15 protein-coding genes are annotated in these 19008 nt (G+C 37.5%); 1 reads left to right on the top strand and 14 read right to left on the bottom strand.

Annotated elements, in window-relative coordinates:
* Positions 1-139 precede the first annotated feature (139 nt).
* From RTW14_RS12735 to RTW14_RS12695, 9 genes are all read right to left on the bottom strand, one after another.
* Entirely contained in the window at positions 140-1507 is a 1368-nt protein-coding gene (locus tag RTW14_RS12735; protein ID WP_312651967.1) for a short-chain fatty acid transporter, read from the bottom strand.
* Positions 1508-1746: 239 nt separating this feature from the next.
* Positions 1747-2520, bottom strand: coding sequence for an OAM dimerization domain-containing protein (locus RTW14_RS12730; protein WP_312651965.1), 774 nt, complete (start codon positions 2518-2520; stop codon positions 1747-1749).
* Complete coding sequence (locus RTW14_RS12725) at positions 2520-4079, bottom strand: lysine 5,6-aminomutase subunit alpha (RefSeq protein ID WP_312651963.1); 1560 nt, start codon at positions 4077-4079, stop codon at positions 2520-2522. The genes RTW14_RS12730 and RTW14_RS12725 overlap by 1 nt, the downstream gene beginning before the upstream one ends.
* Positions 4080-4143: 64 nt before the next feature.
* On the bottom strand, positions 4144-5772 hold the full coding sequence (locus tag RTW14_RS12720; protein WP_312651961.1) for a MutS-related protein: 1629 nt from the start codon (positions 5770-5772) through the stop codon (positions 4144-4146).
* A 32-nt stretch (positions 5773-5804) separates the two neighbouring features.
* Complete coding sequence (locus RTW14_RS12715; RefSeq protein WP_312651959.1) at positions 5805-6827, bottom strand: hypothetical protein; 1023 nt, start codon at positions 6825-6827, stop codon at positions 5805-5807.
* Positions 6828-6942: 115 nt separating this feature from the next.
* On the bottom strand, positions 6943-8208 hold the full coding sequence (gene ablA / locus RTW14_RS12710) for a lysine 2,3-aminomutase (RefSeq protein ID WP_312651957.1): 1266 nt from the start codon (positions 8206-8208) through the stop codon (positions 6943-6945).
* Positions 8209-8367: 159 nt separating this feature from the next.
* Positions 8368-9399, bottom strand: a complete 1032-nt coding sequence (locus RTW14_RS12705) for a zinc-binding dehydrogenase (protein ID WP_312651955.1) — start codon at positions 9397-9399, stop codon at positions 8368-8370.
* Between the two features lie 66 nt (positions 9400-9465).
* On the bottom strand, positions 9466-10497 hold the full coding sequence (locus RTW14_RS12700; RefSeq protein ID WP_312651953.1) for a zinc-binding dehydrogenase: 1032 nt from the start codon (positions 10495-10497) through the stop codon (positions 9466-9468).
* Positions 10498-10816: 319 nt separating this feature from the next.
* Positions 10817-12895, bottom strand: a complete 2079-nt coding sequence (locus RTW14_RS12695; protein ID WP_312651951.1) for a sigma-54 interaction domain-containing protein — start codon at positions 12893-12895, stop codon at positions 10817-10819.
* A 166-nt stretch (positions 12896-13061) separates the two neighbouring features.
* Between RTW14_RS12695 and RTW14_RS12690 the strand changes: the two genes are divergently transcribed.
* Complete coding sequence (locus RTW14_RS12690) at positions 13062-13451, top strand: hotdog domain-containing protein (RefSeq protein ID WP_331654446.1); 390 nt, start codon at positions 13062-13064, stop codon at positions 13449-13451.
* Between the two features lie 184 nt (positions 13452-13635).
* Here RTW14_RS12690 and RTW14_RS12685 read toward each other — a convergent pair whose 3' ends face one another.
* The 5 genes from RTW14_RS12685 to RTW14_RS12665 form a co-directional block, all read right to left on the bottom strand.
* Complete coding sequence (locus RTW14_RS12685; protein WP_312651949.1) at positions 13636-13797, bottom strand: hypothetical protein; 162 nt, start codon at positions 13795-13797, stop codon at positions 13636-13638.
* A 268-nt stretch (positions 13798-14065) separates the two neighbouring features.
* Positions 14066-15445 (bottom strand): aldehyde dehydrogenase family protein, encoded by a 1380-nt coding sequence (locus tag RTW14_RS12680; protein ID WP_312651947.1) that lies wholly within the window; start codon positions 15443-15445, stop codon positions 14066-14068.
* Positions 15446-15608: 163 nt separating this feature from the next.
* Entirely contained in the window at positions 15609-16265 is a 657-nt protein-coding gene (locus RTW14_RS12675; RefSeq protein WP_312651945.1) for a nucleotidyltransferase family protein, read from the bottom strand.
* Positions 16255-18537 (bottom strand): xanthine dehydrogenase family protein molybdopterin-binding subunit, encoded by a 2283-nt coding sequence (locus tag RTW14_RS12670; protein ID WP_312651943.1) that lies wholly within the window; start codon positions 18535-18537, stop codon positions 16255-16257. Before RTW14_RS12670 ends, RTW14_RS12675 begins: the two co-directional genes overlap by 11 nt.
* Positions 18538-19008 carry a (2Fe-2S)-binding protein gene (locus RTW14_RS12665; RefSeq protein WP_312651941.1) on the bottom strand — a complete coding sequence of 157 codons (471 nt, stop codon included), beginning with the start codon at positions 19006-19008 and terminating at the stop codon, positions 18538-18540.

Here is a 19008-nt window from a genome sequence, read left to right as displayed (position 1 = left end):
CTGCTTCTTCGGCTGTTCTGATCTTATTAATCATGAAAAACACGACCTTTCTTTAAATTACTTAAGTTTCCCCCTGTTTGTATCACAAGCAGGGGGATTATTTTTCTTTTATATATAACTATTTGTTAATTAACAAAACTTATGCTAATCCCAGCATTCCTACAACTAAGAAACCACCACATACTACGATGCCAACAAAGAACAGAGTGATTAAACAATATCCCATGATGTCTCTCGCTGACAATCCTGCTATACCAAGAGCAGGTAAAGCCCAGAATGGCTGAACCATATTAGTCCACGCATCACCCCATGCAATGCCCATACCGGTTAAAGCCGGACTTACACCAAGTTCTGCACCTGCAGGCATCATGATAGGCCCTTGAACTGCCCACTGTCCACCACCTGATGGTACAAAAAAGTTTACAACACCGGCCGATAAAAATGTAAATAACGGAAATGTAATTGGAGTTGCTATTGCTACAAACCAGTTACTAATAACAGCCGCTAAAGACAAACCTGTTGCTACACTTGGAGCAGTCATCATCGCCATAATTCCTGCATAAAATGGGAACTGAAGAATGATACCCGCAGCACCCTTTGTAGCCGCTGAAATGGCATTTACATACCCTATTGGTGTCTTGTGAAATATTATACCCAAAGTTAAAAATATTAGATTTACAATATTTAATGAAAGATTAAAACCATTGTTTGCAAAATAAAATACTAAATAAACAATTCCTGCAAGTGCGATTATTGCTGATACAATAACACTGTTTTCAATCTTTTCTGCAGGTGTTACTGGGGTTTTATGTTCTTCAACCTCCTCAACAAGAAGATTCCTGTCAACTGTTACAACCTGATCTGGTGATGGATGCATCTTCGCATTAATAAATGGAAGACAAACCAATATTATAAGTAACATAATCAGATTATATGGAGCAAATATCGTTAAACTTGTTGATATAGGCTCAGTTACAGCCCCACCTGTAGCTGCGGCTAGTGCCTCTGCCCCAGGAGTTGCCAGTGCTAACGGAATTGAACCAGAGAATCCAGCATGCCAGATAACAAATCCAGAATAAGCTGAAGCAATTAGCAGACGATAGTCAATACCATCAACCTGTCTAGCTATTTCTTTGGCTAAAATAGCTCCAACAACAAGACCAAATCCCCAATTAATCCAACATGCAATGAGTGAGAAGAAAGTAACAACAATAATTCCTTGTGTAGGATTCTTAGCCAATGCCGCAATTCTAGATACAATTTTCTTAATTGCAGGTGCATTTGCAAACGCACTTCCTAGTACAAGAACTAATGCCATCTGCATGGAAAAAGCTAAAAGCCCCCAAACGCCATTGCCCCAAGCATTAATCATATCCATAGGCCCCTGACCCGTTAAAGGCATCGCGGCTACAAATACTATAATAGTCAAGATTATACAAAAAATAAATGGGTCTGGAAGGAAACGATTTACTAAGGCCACGCATCCATTAGAAAGTTTTTTAAACATAAAAACAACTCCTCTCTTTTCTGTTAAATAATTGATAATTACTGACAGGTACATATAAAGAGCTTTATGCAAGTTGCAAGTTATGTAAAATAATGAGTGTATAATTGCTTTTTTTTAATGCAAACAAAGTATGCATACAGTAACTTTATTAGTGTTCTGTCGTCTTCATTATACACCCATCTTTTATATTGTCAATATTTCTCAATTTTTGAGAAGTTGATGTTTATATTTGTTTTTAACTAGATTCTGCCTCTTTTAACAATCTCTGTTATTACGTATGAAGCTACGTGTTCCGCATAATTATGAGGGCCAAAACCTGCATCATAACCCAGTTCCTGAGCAAGTTCATGAGAAATTCTAGGTCCGCCGCAAATAAGAAGAATCTTGTCTCTTATTCCTTCAGCTTCCATCAGTTCAACCATGTTAGTTAAGTTCTGAATATGAATATCCTTCTGAGTAACAGTCTGAGAAACTAAAATTGCATCAGCTTTAACTTCGATAGCTTTAGCAATAAGCTCTTCATTTGGAACCTGGCTTCCCATGTTAATAGCAGTTACATTCTTAAATCTTTCAAGTCCGAAGTGACCGTGGAAACCCTTCATGTTCATGATTGCATCGATACCTACAGTATGAGCATCAGTACCAGTACTTGCTCCAACCATTACAACGTCTCTCTTGATGTTTTCTGCAATATATTCACCACATTCAACTCTGTCCATGATTTCTACATCAACCTTTGGAACTTTGATTGTGCTGTAGTCAATTGTGTGCTGAGCTTTTCCGTATACTATGAAGAAAGTAAATCCGCCACCCATATCTTTTGAATAAACGCATGCAGGTTCATTAACGCCCATCTGCTTTACATAGTTCTTAGCCGCTTCATTTGCTTCATCACCATAAGGAACTGGTAATGTAAATGCAAATTCCATCTGTCCATCATTTAGTGTATCACCATAAGGCTTAACCTTAGTTAAATCGATTTGATTATTAGCTGTGTTACAATTACAAGTCATTATTTTGCACCTCCCATCATTAGTGGAATGAATGGATTGAAGTATCCTGCATCCTTAACGCATACGCCTTCAAGTCCCTTTCCTCCATCTCTAGGTCTCTTAATTCCGCCGAATATACCTTTTTCAATAGTTGTAAATAAGCTTTCTGCTTCAACTTCGTGAAGAAGCTTGTCTGCCTTATCAAGAACATCCTGAGCTCTCTTCTGGATAACACCATCCTGCTTAAATTCAACTTCTTTGCCAAGATCTCTTGCATTGTTGAAGATGTACTGAGCATTTTCAATGGAAAGATATCTATCGTGCATATGTGGTGTATGAATAGCTTCTGTAGGCATACCTAAAAGCTGTAGTGACTGTCCAGTCCATACAGAAATTAAGTTAAATAATGCATCCTGAATATGACCCTTGAAGATATTACCTGTCATAAACTTTGTAGGAGGCATGTACTTAAGTGAAGCGTCAGGGAAAATTTCCTTAGCCATTTCAGCCTGAGCTAATTCATATAAGAAACCATTTTCAATGTCTGGATCCATTTCAAATGCATGTCCAAGACCCATCTGATGTTCTTTTACGTTTGCAATTACTGCGAACTGTTCATTCATGAACTGTGATGCAAGTACTGTGTGAGCAGCTTCATAAGCATCATCAGTAGTTAGGTAGTTATCTTCTCCTGAGTTGAAGATAATATCACAGTAACCGATGATTACTCTTGAGAAGAACTGGTCAACTAGAGTTCTCTGCATATTGATATCTCTAAATAATATACCGTAGATAGCGTCATTTAACATAACGTCAAGTCTTTCTAATGCACCCATAGCTGCGATTTCTGGCATACACATTCCTGATGAGTAGTTACATAATCTAATGTATCTTCCTACTTCTTCACCTACTTCATCAAGAGCTCTTCTCATGATTCTGAAGTTTTCCTGAGTAGCATAAGTACCACCGAAACCTTCAGTAGTAGGTCCAAAAGGAACATAGTCAAGTAAGCTCTGTGCAGTTGTTCTGATAACGGCGATAATATCAGCACCCTGTCTTGCAGCAGCCTGAGCCTGAGTAACGTCTTCATAGATGTTACCAGTAGCTACAATTACATATAGATAAGGTCTTCTGCCTTCGCCTAACTTTTCAATATATTCATTTCTCTTTGCAGTCTGAGCCTTAATCTTTTCTAGAGCCTTCTTAACAGCAGGCATGATCTTTGCTTCAGCTTCTTCTTTTGATGCTGTATCAAGCTTTGTAATTTCAAGCTGACCTGCTGCCATCTTTTCTGCAATTTCCTGTGGTTCTAAACCAGTCTGAATCATTGCATTTCCCATCCAGTAAGCAACACCTCTTTGAAGTCCACCAGCTTCTTTAATCTGGTCAACTACAACGTTTGGAAGTGGAGTTTCAACTTCATCAATTCCATCAACCCCTAAAAGACGTAAAATAGTTCTTTCAGTACTTACTGTAGTATGTCTGTCAATAAATTCCTGCATACTCTGTGCAATTCTTCCTGCGCATGAACGTGCACTGTCAATTTTTTTTGGATCTAAGTTTAGCTTATTTGCTGCCATCCTTTTCATTCCTCCTCTTTGCCTGTATCCTCCGTATATGGAAAATCATTTGCAATAAAATAACTTATTTAATATATTCTTTGGCCCTATTAATGATTTCATCATTAAGTCCCAATATCTTTGCAATATTCAAAGCATCCTTTGGAATTTCTTCCTCTCGCTCTACAGTCTTTAATCTATAGTCCATGTATTTGGAAATAATGTTAATACGTTCTTTCCTATTCGCATATTTAATTTCCTTATCCAGTTTATTAAAATCTGCGTTTTCAAGGCCTACAACCTGCATAGTTTTAACCATACCCCTTTGTGATACATTATCAAAATGTGTAGTTATCAAAGTGATATATGGTTTTTCCCGCAGATATTCGATTAAACTTCTTGTCAGTGCCAAACCTTCTACAGGGTTTGTACCGCTTGCAATTTCGTCAATAAGAATCAACGATTTGGATTTGCTGTTATCTAATATTTCCTTTAATTCCTCCATCTCACTGCCAAAGCTTGAAAGTCCTCTTTCCAGACTCTGACTGTCACCAATCAGAATTTGTATAAAATTGCACAAACCAACTCTAGCCCAATCACAAGGAACAAAGAAACCATATTGGGTAAGTAGTTGAACCAGCCCCGCTAATTTCAGACTTACAGTTTTACCTCCCATATTAGCTCCTGTTATACAGGAAACGCCATCCTCAAGAGACATACTTACAGGACAATATTTTTTGCCCTTAGAAATCAAAATGTCTTCAACTTCCAGATGTCTTCCTTCCATAAATTCAATTGTATGACCTTCAATAATCTCAGGTTTTACGCATTTATGCTCCTCAGCATATACGGTTTTACCCATTGTAAAATCCAGCTGTCCAAGCTTATCACAGTTTTCTAAAATTAAATCTCTGCTAAACGAGATTTTTCTAGATAACTGCTCCCGAACTTTTAGTTCTTCTTCTTCAATTAATTCCGTAAGCTGATTCATCTTCGTAATTAATTCATCTGCTTCCTCTGAAGGTCTAACTCCAAAAGTAACATTCACATAATCCTGATCTTTTATAAGTAATTCAGGAACATTTTTAAGCTTTTCTACTAGTTCTGCTTTAGCTTTCGAAATAATACATTCAAATTTAGGCGTTATATCCAGATCGTATTTCTCTTCCAAATACAATTTTGTTTTCTTCTGTGCCTTCCTTACCGCAATTTCATAATCACGTTTTTCTTTTCTTAAAGGTCCCAGTTTTTCTGAAAACTGATCATATATATAAAATGTATTTATTCTTTCTTTTCCAGGATCTAGAGTATTAAGGGGCTCCTCAATATCTGCAAGCATAAATTCCTCAAGAACATATTCCTGGTTTTCAATTTGAAGCTTTCTTATCTTTTCCATAATTAGCAGTAAACTTTTTATTTCAAAAAGTTCTACTATGGATAAAGTGCTATTCTCGCTTCTTTCTAATGTGTAGGTACAATCCTTGGTTTCCATAAAGCATTCATATAGAACATCCTTCAAATTCGGCTTCTGGTTAAGCATCTCAAAAATTTTCTCCATTTTGGAGAACTCTCTTATAAGCGCTTCCTCCTGTCCCGGCATATATGGATTTAGTTCCTTCATAATCTTTGTGCCAAAAGGTGTCGCAGTATAAACGCTCTGCATAACATAACTCAGTCCAGTTTCCTTTCTTGTCTTAACGTTTGCCAGTCTCATCTATAATATACCTCCTTAAACACTTAAATTACTTAAACATTATACTTTACATCAACCACAGGAACATCACCTACCGCCGCTTTCATGGCTTCTATCAGCGCTTTGTGCTCAAAGGAATACCCTAAAGGAGCAAAAGGATTTACAGTAATAGCTGCTACCTTTATGTTCTTTAGTACTTCAACACAAAAGCCCTGTTTCTTCAATTGACCCCATTTAATAGAATCAATAAAGATCTTTGTAGGATCTTTTAAAACAAACTTTACTTTTTTAAACTTTTTAGGGTGAATATCTACAATAACGCTGTTAGTTAATGCACCTGGAATGTAAATATAATCTGTATTTTCATCAATAGCATCATCAATAAATCGGCTTGCACCCAATCCAGTTTTTAAATCAAGTTGTCTTACTTTTTCCCCAGAGAAAATGAGAACATTTTCTCTTTTATTTTTATCTTCAATAGTCTCTCTGATAAATTGATTTTTGATTATAGGCAAGCTGTATAATTCAAGAGTATGAGCAGTTTCATCAACTACCCTGTTCATGCTTCTTGAAAGCACTGCACCTGTAGAAAGAATAATCGCATCGGAGGTTTCTGGTGCTGCTATAGACTTTCTGTCTATGGCCCCATCAATAAGTATAAGCTCTGCACCCAACGAAAGCATTTCTTTACACAATTCTCTATGATCCGCAGTACTAACCGGTCCTGCAATCTGAACATATCCACTTTCAACAACCCTGCACAAAAGTAACTGTCCAAGAGCTGTAGAGTATTTGCTCATTTTAAGTATCTCAAGACCTGCTTCTGCAAGATCATAAAGCTGCTTAGGTATAGAAACAATAGTGCCCGTATCCAAAAATACTCTGGGTTTCTCTGTTCCTGTTACCAAATCCACAGTTTCGCCATCTCTTCCTGTAGAAGTAATGCCTAAAACCACGCCCTCGTCCATAGCTTCTTCAATTATATAATTCAAAGCTGTGGTCTTTCCTGCGTTTTTTGACATCCCAACAATGGAAAGCGTTTTATATTCATCTTGTAATTTATCTAGTAAGCCCATAATTTTCTCATTTCTATTGTACAACATGAAAACACATGCACCTTGCTGCTTTAGCAAGCGGCTCGGTGCATATATTCATCTCATTTTTTATTGCATATCGTCCATAACGTTATGCTTATTCATGCTTATTTCTTTCGTGACGAAGAAGTCCCTGTGGTTCCATTGACATTCTTTCGCCCTGTGCAAGACCTGCAACACCTTCATAGTGATAATCTGCTACATTCTTGCAATTTTCATAGCTACACTTTACAGCTGGCATCATTGGTGGTTCAGTGTAAGTAGTGATAACACCTTCGTAGTTTCTCAAGATTACCTTGTCAGGAGTCTGAGAAATGATGTACTGTGGCATTACTGGAGTCTTACCGCCGCCACCAGGAGCATCAACTACAAATGTTGGAACAGCATATCCTGAAGTGTGTCCTCTTAAGCCTTCAATAATCTCAATACCCTTTGATACTGGAGTTCTGAAGTGTTCAATACCTAATGAAAGGTCACACTGATAGATGTAGTAAGGTCTTACTCTGTTCTTTACTAATAGGTGCACAAGATTTCTCATTACATGTACATCATCGTTTACACCTCTCATAAGAACTGACTGGTTACCTAGAGGAATACCAGCGTCAGCTAATTTTCTTAAAGCTTCCATTGCTTCTGGTGTAATTTCCTTAGGGTGGTTAAAGTGAGTGTTTAACCAAATTGGGTGATACTTCTTTAACATGTTTACTAACTTGTCAGTAATTCTCTGTGGCATAACAACAGGAGTTCTTGAACCAAGTCTTACGATTTCAACATGCGGAATCTTTCTTAATTCGCTAATGATGTATTCAAGAGTATCATCTTCAATGCAAAGAGCATCTCCACCTGAAAGAAGTACGTCTCTTACAACCGGAGTTTTCTTGATGTATGCGATACATGCATCGATATCTTCTCTTGATCTTGCTCCATCAGTTTCACCAGCAAGTCTTCTTCTTGTGCAGTGTCTGCAGTACATTGAGCACTGGTCTGTAACTAAGAATAAAACTCTGTCTGGGTATCTGTGAGTTAATCCTGGAGCTGGGGAATCTTCGTCTTCATGTAGTGGATCCAGCATGTCTGCTTCACCTCTATGAGTTTCAGCTAATGTAGGAACAGCCTGCATTCTGATTGGACATTGTTCATTTTCTGGGTCCATTAATGAAGCATAGTAAGGTGTAATACCTACTCTGAATCCAGCCATTACTTTTGTGATGTCTTCTTCTTCTTTTGCAGTTAATTTAACAATCTGCTTAATTTGTTCAACAGAACCTAATCTGTTTGCAACCTGCCAGTGCCAATCGTTCCACTGTTCATCAGTAACATCTTTCCACATAGGGATGTCTTTCCAATTTCTTCTATCAGCCATTTGACTCTCTCCTTTAATAAAAAAATTTAAACTATAATCGAACTTTAAAATTTATATTTAAAAATCAGCAAATTTTTTGGCCTTCCCCAAGGCCTTTTATAATTTTCTTTTCATGTTTTGTGTATAGTTATTATTTTGTTTTTAATGTCATTTCCAATATTAAGCGTATAGTTCCTGGAACATCTTTCTGATTGGTTCACTTTCTCTTAATATCTGAAGAGTTATTTCAGCGTGTCCGTTGCAGTATCCATTACCTACAATCATGTCAATGTCTTTACCAACACCTTCAGCACCAAGAGCAGCCTTAGTGAAGCTTGTAGCCATTGAGAAGAAATATACTAGTCCGTGTTCCTTACATGCAAGGATACATGACATTTCAGTATTTTCGATGTTAACACAGTTGATAACTAAATCAGCAAGCTTTCCATCTGTTAATTCCGAAACCTTGTTGTAAATGCTTACAGCGTCTGTAGCATCAGCAAGTACGTAGTGATCAGCATAGCCCAATTTCTTAGCTCTGTCTAATGACTTGTCAAATCCATCGATAACGATTACGTTACCAGTTACGCCAGCTCTCTTCTTTGCTTCATATCCAACAAGAAGACCTGACTTACCACCACCACCAATAACTACTACTGTGTCTCCAGGCTTAACAAACTTTGCAGTCTGAGCAGGAGCACCAGCAACGTCTAATGCTGATAATGCAAGTCCTTCTGGAATATCTGTAGGAAGCTTAGCATATAAGCCACTCTGGAACAAGATAGCCTGTCCCTTAATATCAACCTGGTCAATGTCAGGTCTGATTTCGATGATTTCATCAATTTTAAGTGGAGTAAGTGAAAGTGAAATAAGAGTTGCAATCTTATCACCTACTTTTAATTCACCTTCGTATGCAGGTCCGATTTCTTTTACAGTACCGATTAACATACCACCTGAACCTGTAACAGGGTTCTTGTGCTTACCCGCTTTTTCTACGATGCCAAGTATAATCTTCTTGATTTCTTCGATGTCGTGCTTAGCTTGTTCTTCAATCTGAGTAAAGCTAGCGGAGTCAATGTTTAAAGTCTGTACATCGATAAGTACTTCATTGTCGTAAATTTCCATAGTATTATCGATAACGTCAGCCGGCTGTGGTAATACTCCCTTTGGTGAAATAACTCTGTGTGTTCCGTATGGGCATCCCTTTTTCATAATAATTTTTTTCCTCCTAAATTTTAACTCAAAATAAAATCAGCAATTTTATTTCAATTTAAATATTTAAGCATACATTTCTTGAAACAGTTTTCTAAGAGGTTCACATTCTCTAAGTTCCTGAAGTGTGATTTCTGCATGACCTACGCAATATCCATTGCCTACAATCATTTCGATATCTTTTCCCACTCCTTCTGCTCCTAATGCTGCTTTTGTAAAACTTGTTGCCATGGAAAAGAAATATACTGTTCCATGTTCTTTGCAAGAAAGAATCGAAGCCATTTCCGTATTCTCAATATTTACGCAGTTAATAACTACATCTGCAAGCTTGCCTTTTGTTAATTCCATAACTTTGTTATAAACATCAACGGCATCTGTTGCATTTGCTGTTACATATTCATCTGCCAGGTTAAGATTCTTAGCTCTTGTTGTTGACTTCTCCGAGCCGCCAATGCAAATAACCTTACCAGTTACACCGGCTCTCTTCTTTGCTTCATATAAACATAGAAGACCAGACTTACCGCCGCCGCCAATTACTACTACTGTATTACCTGACTTAACTAACTTTGCAGTTTGTGCAGGAGCACCAGCCACATCTAAAGCTGACAGCGCAAGTCCCTCAGGCATATCCTGTGGAAGTTTTGCATAAAGACCGCTCTGGAATAGGATTGCCTGTCCCTTAATGTCAACCTGATCAATAGCAGGTCTAACTTCAAGGATTTCATCTATCCTAAGCGGAGTAAGTGAAAGTGAAACAAGAGTCGCAATCTTATCGCCTACTTTTAAATCGCCAATATAGGCAGGTCCAATTTCTTTGACGGTACCAATAAGCATGCCGCCCGAACCAGTCCACGGGTTCTTATGTTTACCAGCCTTCTCTACAATGCCTAGCATAATCTTTTTAATTTCTTCAATGTCTCCGTCAGCTCTTTTCTCAATTTCTGTGAATGATGCTGAGTCAATGTTTAAAGTCTTTACATCGATTAGTACTTCGTTGTCGTAAATTTCCATGGTGTTATCAATAACATCAGCGGGTTGTGGTAATACTCCTTTTGGAGAAATAACTCTGTGTGTTCCGTACGGACATCCTTTTTTCATAATGAATACCTCCTAAAAATTTTTTCTTTTAAAATTTTTTTAATAGACCATAATTAATTTTCCGGCTATAAGTATTCTTGCGGGAATATATATAGCAATAACCATGCCACATCTCTAAAAATATCAAAAAAAAGCAAGAACCTACTTATTATATATATAGCCACAAACTTTTATTCAATTTTTGTATTTATTCACTATTTTGCTTCTATCAGTAATAACTATCTTGCCATCGGCCCTTCCTATGTGAACCATTTTGTGTTCAAGCATAAAATAATGCGAACCATTTTTGGTTCGCATTATTTCTAAGTCCTATTCTATTCTACTCTATCCCATATTTTTTCTTTTTCCTTACCAGCTGTGTCTGGCTAATTCCAATAGCTTGAGCCGTTTTTCTTGTAGAACCGTATTTGTCACATGCATACCTCAATAGATTCTTTTCAAAACTTTCCACTAGCGGCTCTAAGGCAAAATCACTATTGATACGTTCTGTCAGATCATCTGGACTACCAAAATCCACCTGTCCAAAAGCTGTATCATGCAGGCATTTGATAACATCAATTAATGTTATATTCTCGCCTTTTGCACTAATCATAATACGTTGAATGGAATTGTCTAGCTCCCTGATATTACCCACCCACTGACGTTCTCTTAAGTATTCAATTGCCTCCTCATCGATTCCCCGGTTTATTCCATATTTTTCGTTATAAGTCCTTACAAAATGTCTTATCAATGCTGGAATTTCAGCCTTTCGCTCTTTCAAAGACGGGACTCTTATAGGGAATACATTTAATCTGTAATACAAATCCTGTCTAAATTGGTTCTTTTCTATTTGCTCTATAAGGTTTCTATTGGTTGCAGATATAATTCTGACGTTAGTTTTTATTGGCGTAGTGCCCCCAACCCTATACAATTCACCATCCTGAGTTACTCTAAGCAGCTTTGCTTGTATATCAAGCGGCAGTTCTCCCACTTCATCTAAGAAAATGATTCCATTATCTGCAGACTCAAAATACCCTTTTTTTCCTGATGCATTTGCACCCGTAAAGGCCCCTTTTTCATATCCAAAGAACTCTGATTCCATAAGATTTGGTGCTATTGCAGCACAATTAATTTTAATAAAGGGCTGCATATTTCTTACACTGTTTTTCTGAATAATATTTGTAATCTTGTCTTTACCAACACCAGTTTCCCCTGTGATTAGTACATTACAATCATACTTTGATACTTTCAAAATTTCTTCTAAAACCATTGCCATTGCCCGGCTTTCACAAATAAAATCTTCCGCCATACTCCGTCTATAGCCTTCGCTTGACAAAAGCCGGTCTTCCCTTACTAGTGGATATGCCAAATCTTCTTCAAATACTGCTGTAGAGGTTACAGCCCCCTCCATGTAAGGGGCCAGTTCTTCTACTACTTCTATATCAAACTCATCATACTTTTCCAAATACCCATCCGCGCATTTTATCTCCAGGTGCTTAGATATAGACTCCGTTATATACAATGCAATGTTATAGTTATTTATAAGGTTAGCAAATATAACCGTTCCACCTGATTTTGTTGCCAGAATATTAATGGTTTCAGCCCCCGGAAGGTCTGCGCAGTTTATTGTCATGTCAAATCTGGACTCTATATTTAATTTTTCTAAGCATTCCATAGGTCGTAATATATTCACATAATGTACCTCATCAAACACTTCAGAAAGCAACTTATCTATTGATTTCCCAACGATTACAAGGTCTGTTTTTTTATCAAAAAGGCACATGATTTCTGCATCGGCTCCAGCTTTCTTTCGAATAACATATCCAAATATTAAGTTAGTCATGATATTATTTCCTAAAACAAGAAATCTTTTTCGTCCTTCTATCTCTCTGCTTACTCGATACAGCGTTCCGGATTCATTAAAAATAAATAATAGCAGGTTCAGCGGAACCCCTTCAGGCTTTTTAACCACAGGTATTTTATCAAATACAATAGCGTACCCTTCTACTTCTACCTGTGTATAAGCTTTATCTACGCTGATAATTCTATTTATATACAAAGGTACCCCTGCCAATGACGTGTTACAAAGCATTTCGTCTCCTACCTTCAGATGCTTCTTGTTTCTATATTCCTCACCGATTTCATCTACTACTCCGTAAAGAAGCCCTCCCGTATCCGTCACAGGATTATGTAATTTCCCTCGTTTCAGAACAATATCCATTATTTTTTCTTTTATTTGTTCATCGTGGTTATTCGCTTCTAGGCATATTTGCTTAAAGCTTGTAGTTTCAATATGCAAACGCTTTATGGAAATTCTCATTTCTTCTGGTGCAATTTCTCTAGAGTTGTCCAATTTCCATGCTGATGTAGGCAAAACATATTTCGGTTCTAGTACACGATTTACTCCATAATTTTCCATATACCGTCGTAACCTCTCTTTCTTGCTGAACCAAAATCGGTTCGTTTTTATCTATTTTCAATGATAACCTATTGGCACGAGATTTGCAATTAATATTTATGTTCATTTTTACTGAACGAAATACTTATTATTAATTTAAATTATTTTATCAAAGGAGAATATTATAATGGAAAAGATTTCAGCAACATTAAGATTAAGAATGTCACATAAGGACGCTCATTACGGCGGAAGCCTTGTAGATGGAGCTCACATGGTTCACCTTTTCGGAGACCTTGCTACTGAATTACTAATCAAATTAGACGGAGACGAAGGTCTTTTCTTAAGATATGACGAAGTAGAATTCTTAGCACCTACTTATGCTGGAGATTACATTGAAGTTTACGGAGAAATCACTAAGGTTGGTAACACTTCAAGAACTATGACTTTCGAAGCTAAGAAAGTAGTTGTTGCAAGACCTGACATCAGCCCATCAGCTGCTGATTCACTAGAAGAACCAATTGTAGTTGCAAGAGCTAAAGGTGTTTGCGTAACTCCAAAGGAATCAAAGAGAAAATAATTACAACAAACTATACACCAATAGATATTTAAATTTGGTTTAAGTGTGATATGCAATATTCAGATTACATATCAACTTAACATAAATGTCCGGATTTTTTCGGACAATCCTTCATCATCTTTTTTATTTTATGCAAAAAACCTCTGTTCCTCCAGAGGTTTTTTTGCGTATTTAAAATAAAATATTACTGCTTTTTATTGTTATTTTGAATCTCTTTTAAAATAAAACACCCCATGGTAGCAATGGCAAAATGCGAGCCTAACCACTCATAATCAAATGGAAAACCTAGCCTAGTACCAATCCACCCCATTATAATCGTCATTACTATTGCCGAAAAATAATACATTTGCGTCCTCCCCCTTTAAACATTTTTATTAATGGTCATTTAAACGCCTCCCATCAATCTCTAACTTTAACGAAAGCTTTCATTAAAATTAGTGTATCATAATTTGGACATTTCTGACAAAATTAGGTTTTCGAGGCTTATCGACATACTTTTACAATAAAAAATGTGTTCCCTATAAAGTCTCATGCTTTTAATAGTTTATAGAGATTTTTTGTCAAGAAAAGAGGGAACTTGTTGACAAATCCCCTAAAATCACAATTACAAATTATTATTTCCACAGTTCCTCATCTGAAGGCACTGGATTTTCAGGCATATTATATGCAATTCTCGAAACATTCATAAGATGTTTAAAGTCAAGATTTTCCGAAATGCTGTTATGTCCCCAAGTTCCGCATCCTAAGGTATTAGTAGGTGCAAGCCCATTGAAGAAACTTCCTCCAGCACTGCTTGCACAAATCTGATTCACAACAAATCGGGATACACAAAGTTCTTCTCCAACTTTTTCAATATGTTCTTTATTCTCAGAATGAATAGCTACCGAATGTCCTTTCCCCTGTGCTTCAAGATTTTTTCTTGCTATATCTATAGCCTCACTGAATTCCGTATATTTATAAGCACTGATTACCGGAGCCATTTTTTCTTTACCTAATAAATCGGTTTCTCCTGTACCCTCTGCTTCAACAACAATGATTTTTGTATCCTCAGGGATTTCTATCCCTGCAAGCTTTGCAATCACATCAGGACTTTGCCCTACAGAATGTCTGTTTGGTCCTCCATCTTGGAAAAGCGCATCACGAACTGCTTGTATTTCTTTTTTATCTCTGACTATGTAAGCACCATTAAGTCCAAATTCTTTCAAAACATCTTCATATATAGCTTCGGGGGCAATTACACTCTGTTCCCCTGAACAAATAATCCCATAATCAAAAGTTCTACCTGCAATTATTTTGGGAACAGCTGCCTTATAGTCATAGCCCTCATCAATAATACACTGCACATTTCCTGCACCAACGCCTAGGGCTGGACGGCCGCTGCTATATGCTGCATTAACCATACCCTCACCACCAGTTGCTACAACAACGTCAGCCATTGAAATTAAGTTTCTAGTATTTTCTCTCGACTGCTGATCTAAAATCTGAATAAGGTTTTCTGGATAACCCTGCTTTTTCAGCTCTGCATTAATCAGCTCAACCGTTTTTGTTGAGCAATGAATCGCTTTGTGATGAGGTGTAATAATAATTGCATTACCACACTTTAATGCAAACATAGCATTACTCATAGGAGTTACAATAGGGTTTGTGCAGGGAGTAATAGCAGCAACGACACCTACTGGCTTAGCGACCTTTGTAATGCCTGTTGTATCATCACGCTCAATAATGCCCCTTGACTTTTTCCCTCTAAGGCTGTTCCAAATAATTCTTGCCTTATTTTTATTTTTAGCAACTTTATCAGGATAGTTTCCCATACCAGTTTCTTCCACAGCCATCTCTGCAAGCATTTCTGCATTGTCTACAATCACCTTCGCCAAGGTTTTAACCGCGTTATCCACCTGTTGCTGATTCATTCTTTCAAACTCAATTTGAGCTTTTTTTGCTCTTTGGATATACTCAGCAATATAAGCCTTACTCGGATCCATTGTTTGTGTCATTTTATAATTCCTCCCCTAAATAATTCTCTGCTTGTTTTCTTCATTCTACCACTTATTTTTATAAGTTGATAGTCTTTTTTTCAGAAAATTATAAAAGTCTCAAAGCGTTGCTATTGCTATTTATCAAGGCAAAGCGTTAGTAAAAAAACGACCTAAAGTTGTATTACTTCAGGTCGTTCTCTAATTCATAAAAATCTGCTATATTATCAATATCAAATAGTTCTTTTTCTTCACAGCTTTCCACCATTAAAGTGCTATCCGGATTAAGCAAGATAATCTTTTTGCCTCCCGCATCACCTTCTAGCTCTAATAAATCTGGTACACATTTGCTGTCAAAAATACAGGGGTTTCCCAACCTGTTTTTATATACGAGGCAGCCCATAGCTTTGTCACTATTCATATATGCGAAAATCAAATTTATTACGCTTTCACTACGAAGTAAAGGCTGATCACAAACAAAAAACAGATACTTCAGGCCATTATAGATTTTAATTTTCTTATTCTCTCTGTCACCAGGTTGGCTGCATGCCCTTAAAGCCAGCTTTATTGAATAAGAAATTCCCTCCTCAGGTTTATTGTTTTTAATGGTCATGTAACCTGATATTTCAGCCTCTGTCAATATTTCTTCGTATTGGGATACAATAACTATGTTACTGTCAATATTAGTTTTTTTCAGCCATTCAGCCAGCTTTTTTGCCATATCAAATGTATATCTGTATAACGTTTTTCCTCTAAATTCAGTTAACAGTTTATTACTGCCAAAACGGCGGCTGTTACCAGCCGCCAATAAAATAACATTTATCTTATCTCTATCTTTCATTTTCTAACATCCCTAATAAGATTTTTTCACTTGTCATAGGTAACTCAGTTAGTTTAACTTTTGAAGCATTATAAATTGCAGCTGCTAATGCAGGTGCAGGTGTATTGATTACAATCTCCCCAATCGATTTTGCTCCAAAAGGTCCTGTAGGTTCATAACTGCTTTCAAATTCAACTCTGATTTTCCCCACATCAAGCCTGCTTGGAATCTTATACTGCATAAACGAATTGGTCATCATTCTTCCATATTCATCATAAAGCACATCCTCAAATAATGCCATTCCTATCCCCTGAGCTATACCTCCCTCAGTTTGAATTCTTGCTAAATTAGGATTGATTGGCGTTCCGCAGTCTACTACAGCTACGTAGTCAATGATGTCCACTTTACCAGTGGATTTATCCAACTCTATTTCTACTATTCCTGCCATAAATGGAGGAGGCGAAACTGGCGAATAAAAAGACTCAGATGCGGAGATGCAGTTGTGCCCGCCTAAATAAGAGGCATTGCCAAGTTCTTTGATGGTAATTTGTTTATTTCCATCCCTTTGATAAATTTTATCTCCATCAAATTCTAATTCCTCCTGATTACAACCCAAGATTCTTGCAGACTCCAGAAGCATTTTTTCTATAAAAGCTTCACAAGTCTTAATAACTGCGTTTCCTGTTATATACGTTGTACTTGAAGCATAAGACCCTGTATCGTAAGGAGATATATCCGTATCAACTCCATGAACTACAATTCTGTCTACATCACATTCTAGGCATTCTGCAGCCATCTGTGCTAGTATGGTGTCACATCCGGTCCCCATATCTGCAGATCCAAGCATCAGAGTGTAAAAACCTTCATCATTGAGCTTTAGTTCTGCTGATGCAATATCAAGATTGGAAATACCTGAGCCTTGCATGGCAACTGCTGCTCCTACAGCTCTTACCCTGCCATTGCCCATGTCTATACAAGGATATTTTTTATCCCAGCCAATCATCGTTTTGGCCTTTTCAATGCATTCCCTTAGAGCACAACTTTCCAGAACCTCACCATAGTAAACCGTCATTTTTTCTCCCACATTCACTAGGTTTTTCAATCTTAGTTCAATAGGATCCATATTAATTTTTGCTGCAAGTTCATTTATGGCTGATTCTAAAGCAAAGAATCCCTGAGTCGCTCCATATCCTCTATATGCTCCTCCCCAAGGATTATTGGAATATACCACATCATAATCGAACTTATAGGCATTTGCGTGGTTATAGATAGCCATAGCTTTATGTCCTACCAGACCAACAGTGGTAGGGCCGTGATCCCCATATGCTCCCGCATTGGATAAAGCATACATATGAATGGCTTTTATATTGCCCTCTCCATCTGCACCCAGCCTGACCTTCACTTCCATCTCATGTCTTGGGCTGCCATTTGCAAAACTTTCTTTTCTAGTAAACACAATTTTAGCAGGTTTTCCCGTAGCCATAGTTACCGCCGCAGGAAATAATTCACTTACTACTGACTGTTTCGCTCCAAAGCCGCCGCCAATTCTTGGTTTAATCACCCTGACCTTAGATTTAGGAAGGCCCAATGCCTTTGCCGCTATGCGCCTCACATGAAAGGGCACTTGTGTAGACGATACAATATTTAATCTGCCATATGTATCTAAATGAGTAAAGGAGCAAAAGGGTTCCATCATAGTCTGACTATTCGCTTTTGTATGATAGGTTTCCTCTATAACAATTTCACAATTCTTCAGTTCAGCCTCAACATCCCCATGTTCAAAGGCTTCGTGTGCACATAGATTTCTCTGATTATCTGCACCCACCTCACAAAGGGCTTCCCAATTTTCTTCAGGATGTACTAAAATCTTATTGTCTTTGGCCTGTCTAAAATCCAAAACTGGCTCAAGTGCTTCATAATCCACTTTAATAAGAGATGCCGCTCGAAGAACAGTCTTTTCATCAACTCCCGCTACAATTGCAACAGGATCTCCCACACATCGAAGTCTTCTATCAAGAATCTGTCTATCCTGTGGACTTGGTTCAGGAAAAGACTGGCCCGCTGTGGTGAATCGATTCTGCTCTAAGTCTTCCCAGGTTACTACACACTCAATACCAGGCACTTTCATTGCCTTGGCTTTATCTATAGATTTAATCAATGCGTGTGCATAAGGACTTCTAAGCAGTTTCACAACTAAGGCATTTATTGGCGCTAAATCATCAGTATATACGGGCTTTCCTGTCACTAATGACATGGAATCTTTTTTATTTATACTGGTATTTACAATTTTCATTTAGTCCACCTGCCTTTTAAGGTACTTTGTAATAGCCCGGATATGGCTCATATATCCTGTGCATCTGCATAAATTCCCTGATAAATATTTATTTATCTCTTCTTCTGTTGGTTCCATCATGCCTCTTTGTGCAAATTCTTTTTCCATAGATAGTACGCTCATTATAAATCCAGGACTGCAAAAGCCACATTGTTCTGCCCCCTCTCCTGCCATGAAGCGGCCAAAAACCTCTGCTTCTAACTGCATCCCCTCTAGCGTGATCACATGCTTACCATTGGCCCTCACTGCTAAAAAAGAGCATGACAAAATAGGCTTATCCTCCATTAACACAGTACACAGACCGCAATTTGCCGTATCACAACCACGTTTAACACTATAGAAACCATGCTTTCTCAAAAAGTCTATTAGTAAAAGATCTGGCGCTATATTGTCGGTAATACTTTTATCGTTAACCATCATTTTAATTTCCAT

The sequence above is a fragment of the Aminipila sp. genome (assembly GCF_032051575.1).
Classification (GTDB): domain Bacteria; phylum Bacillota; class Clostridia; order Peptostreptococcales; family Anaerovoracaceae; genus Aminipila.
The sequence above is the reverse complement of the archived record's forward strand: the minus strand, read 5'-3'. Positions and strand labels throughout refer to the sequence as shown.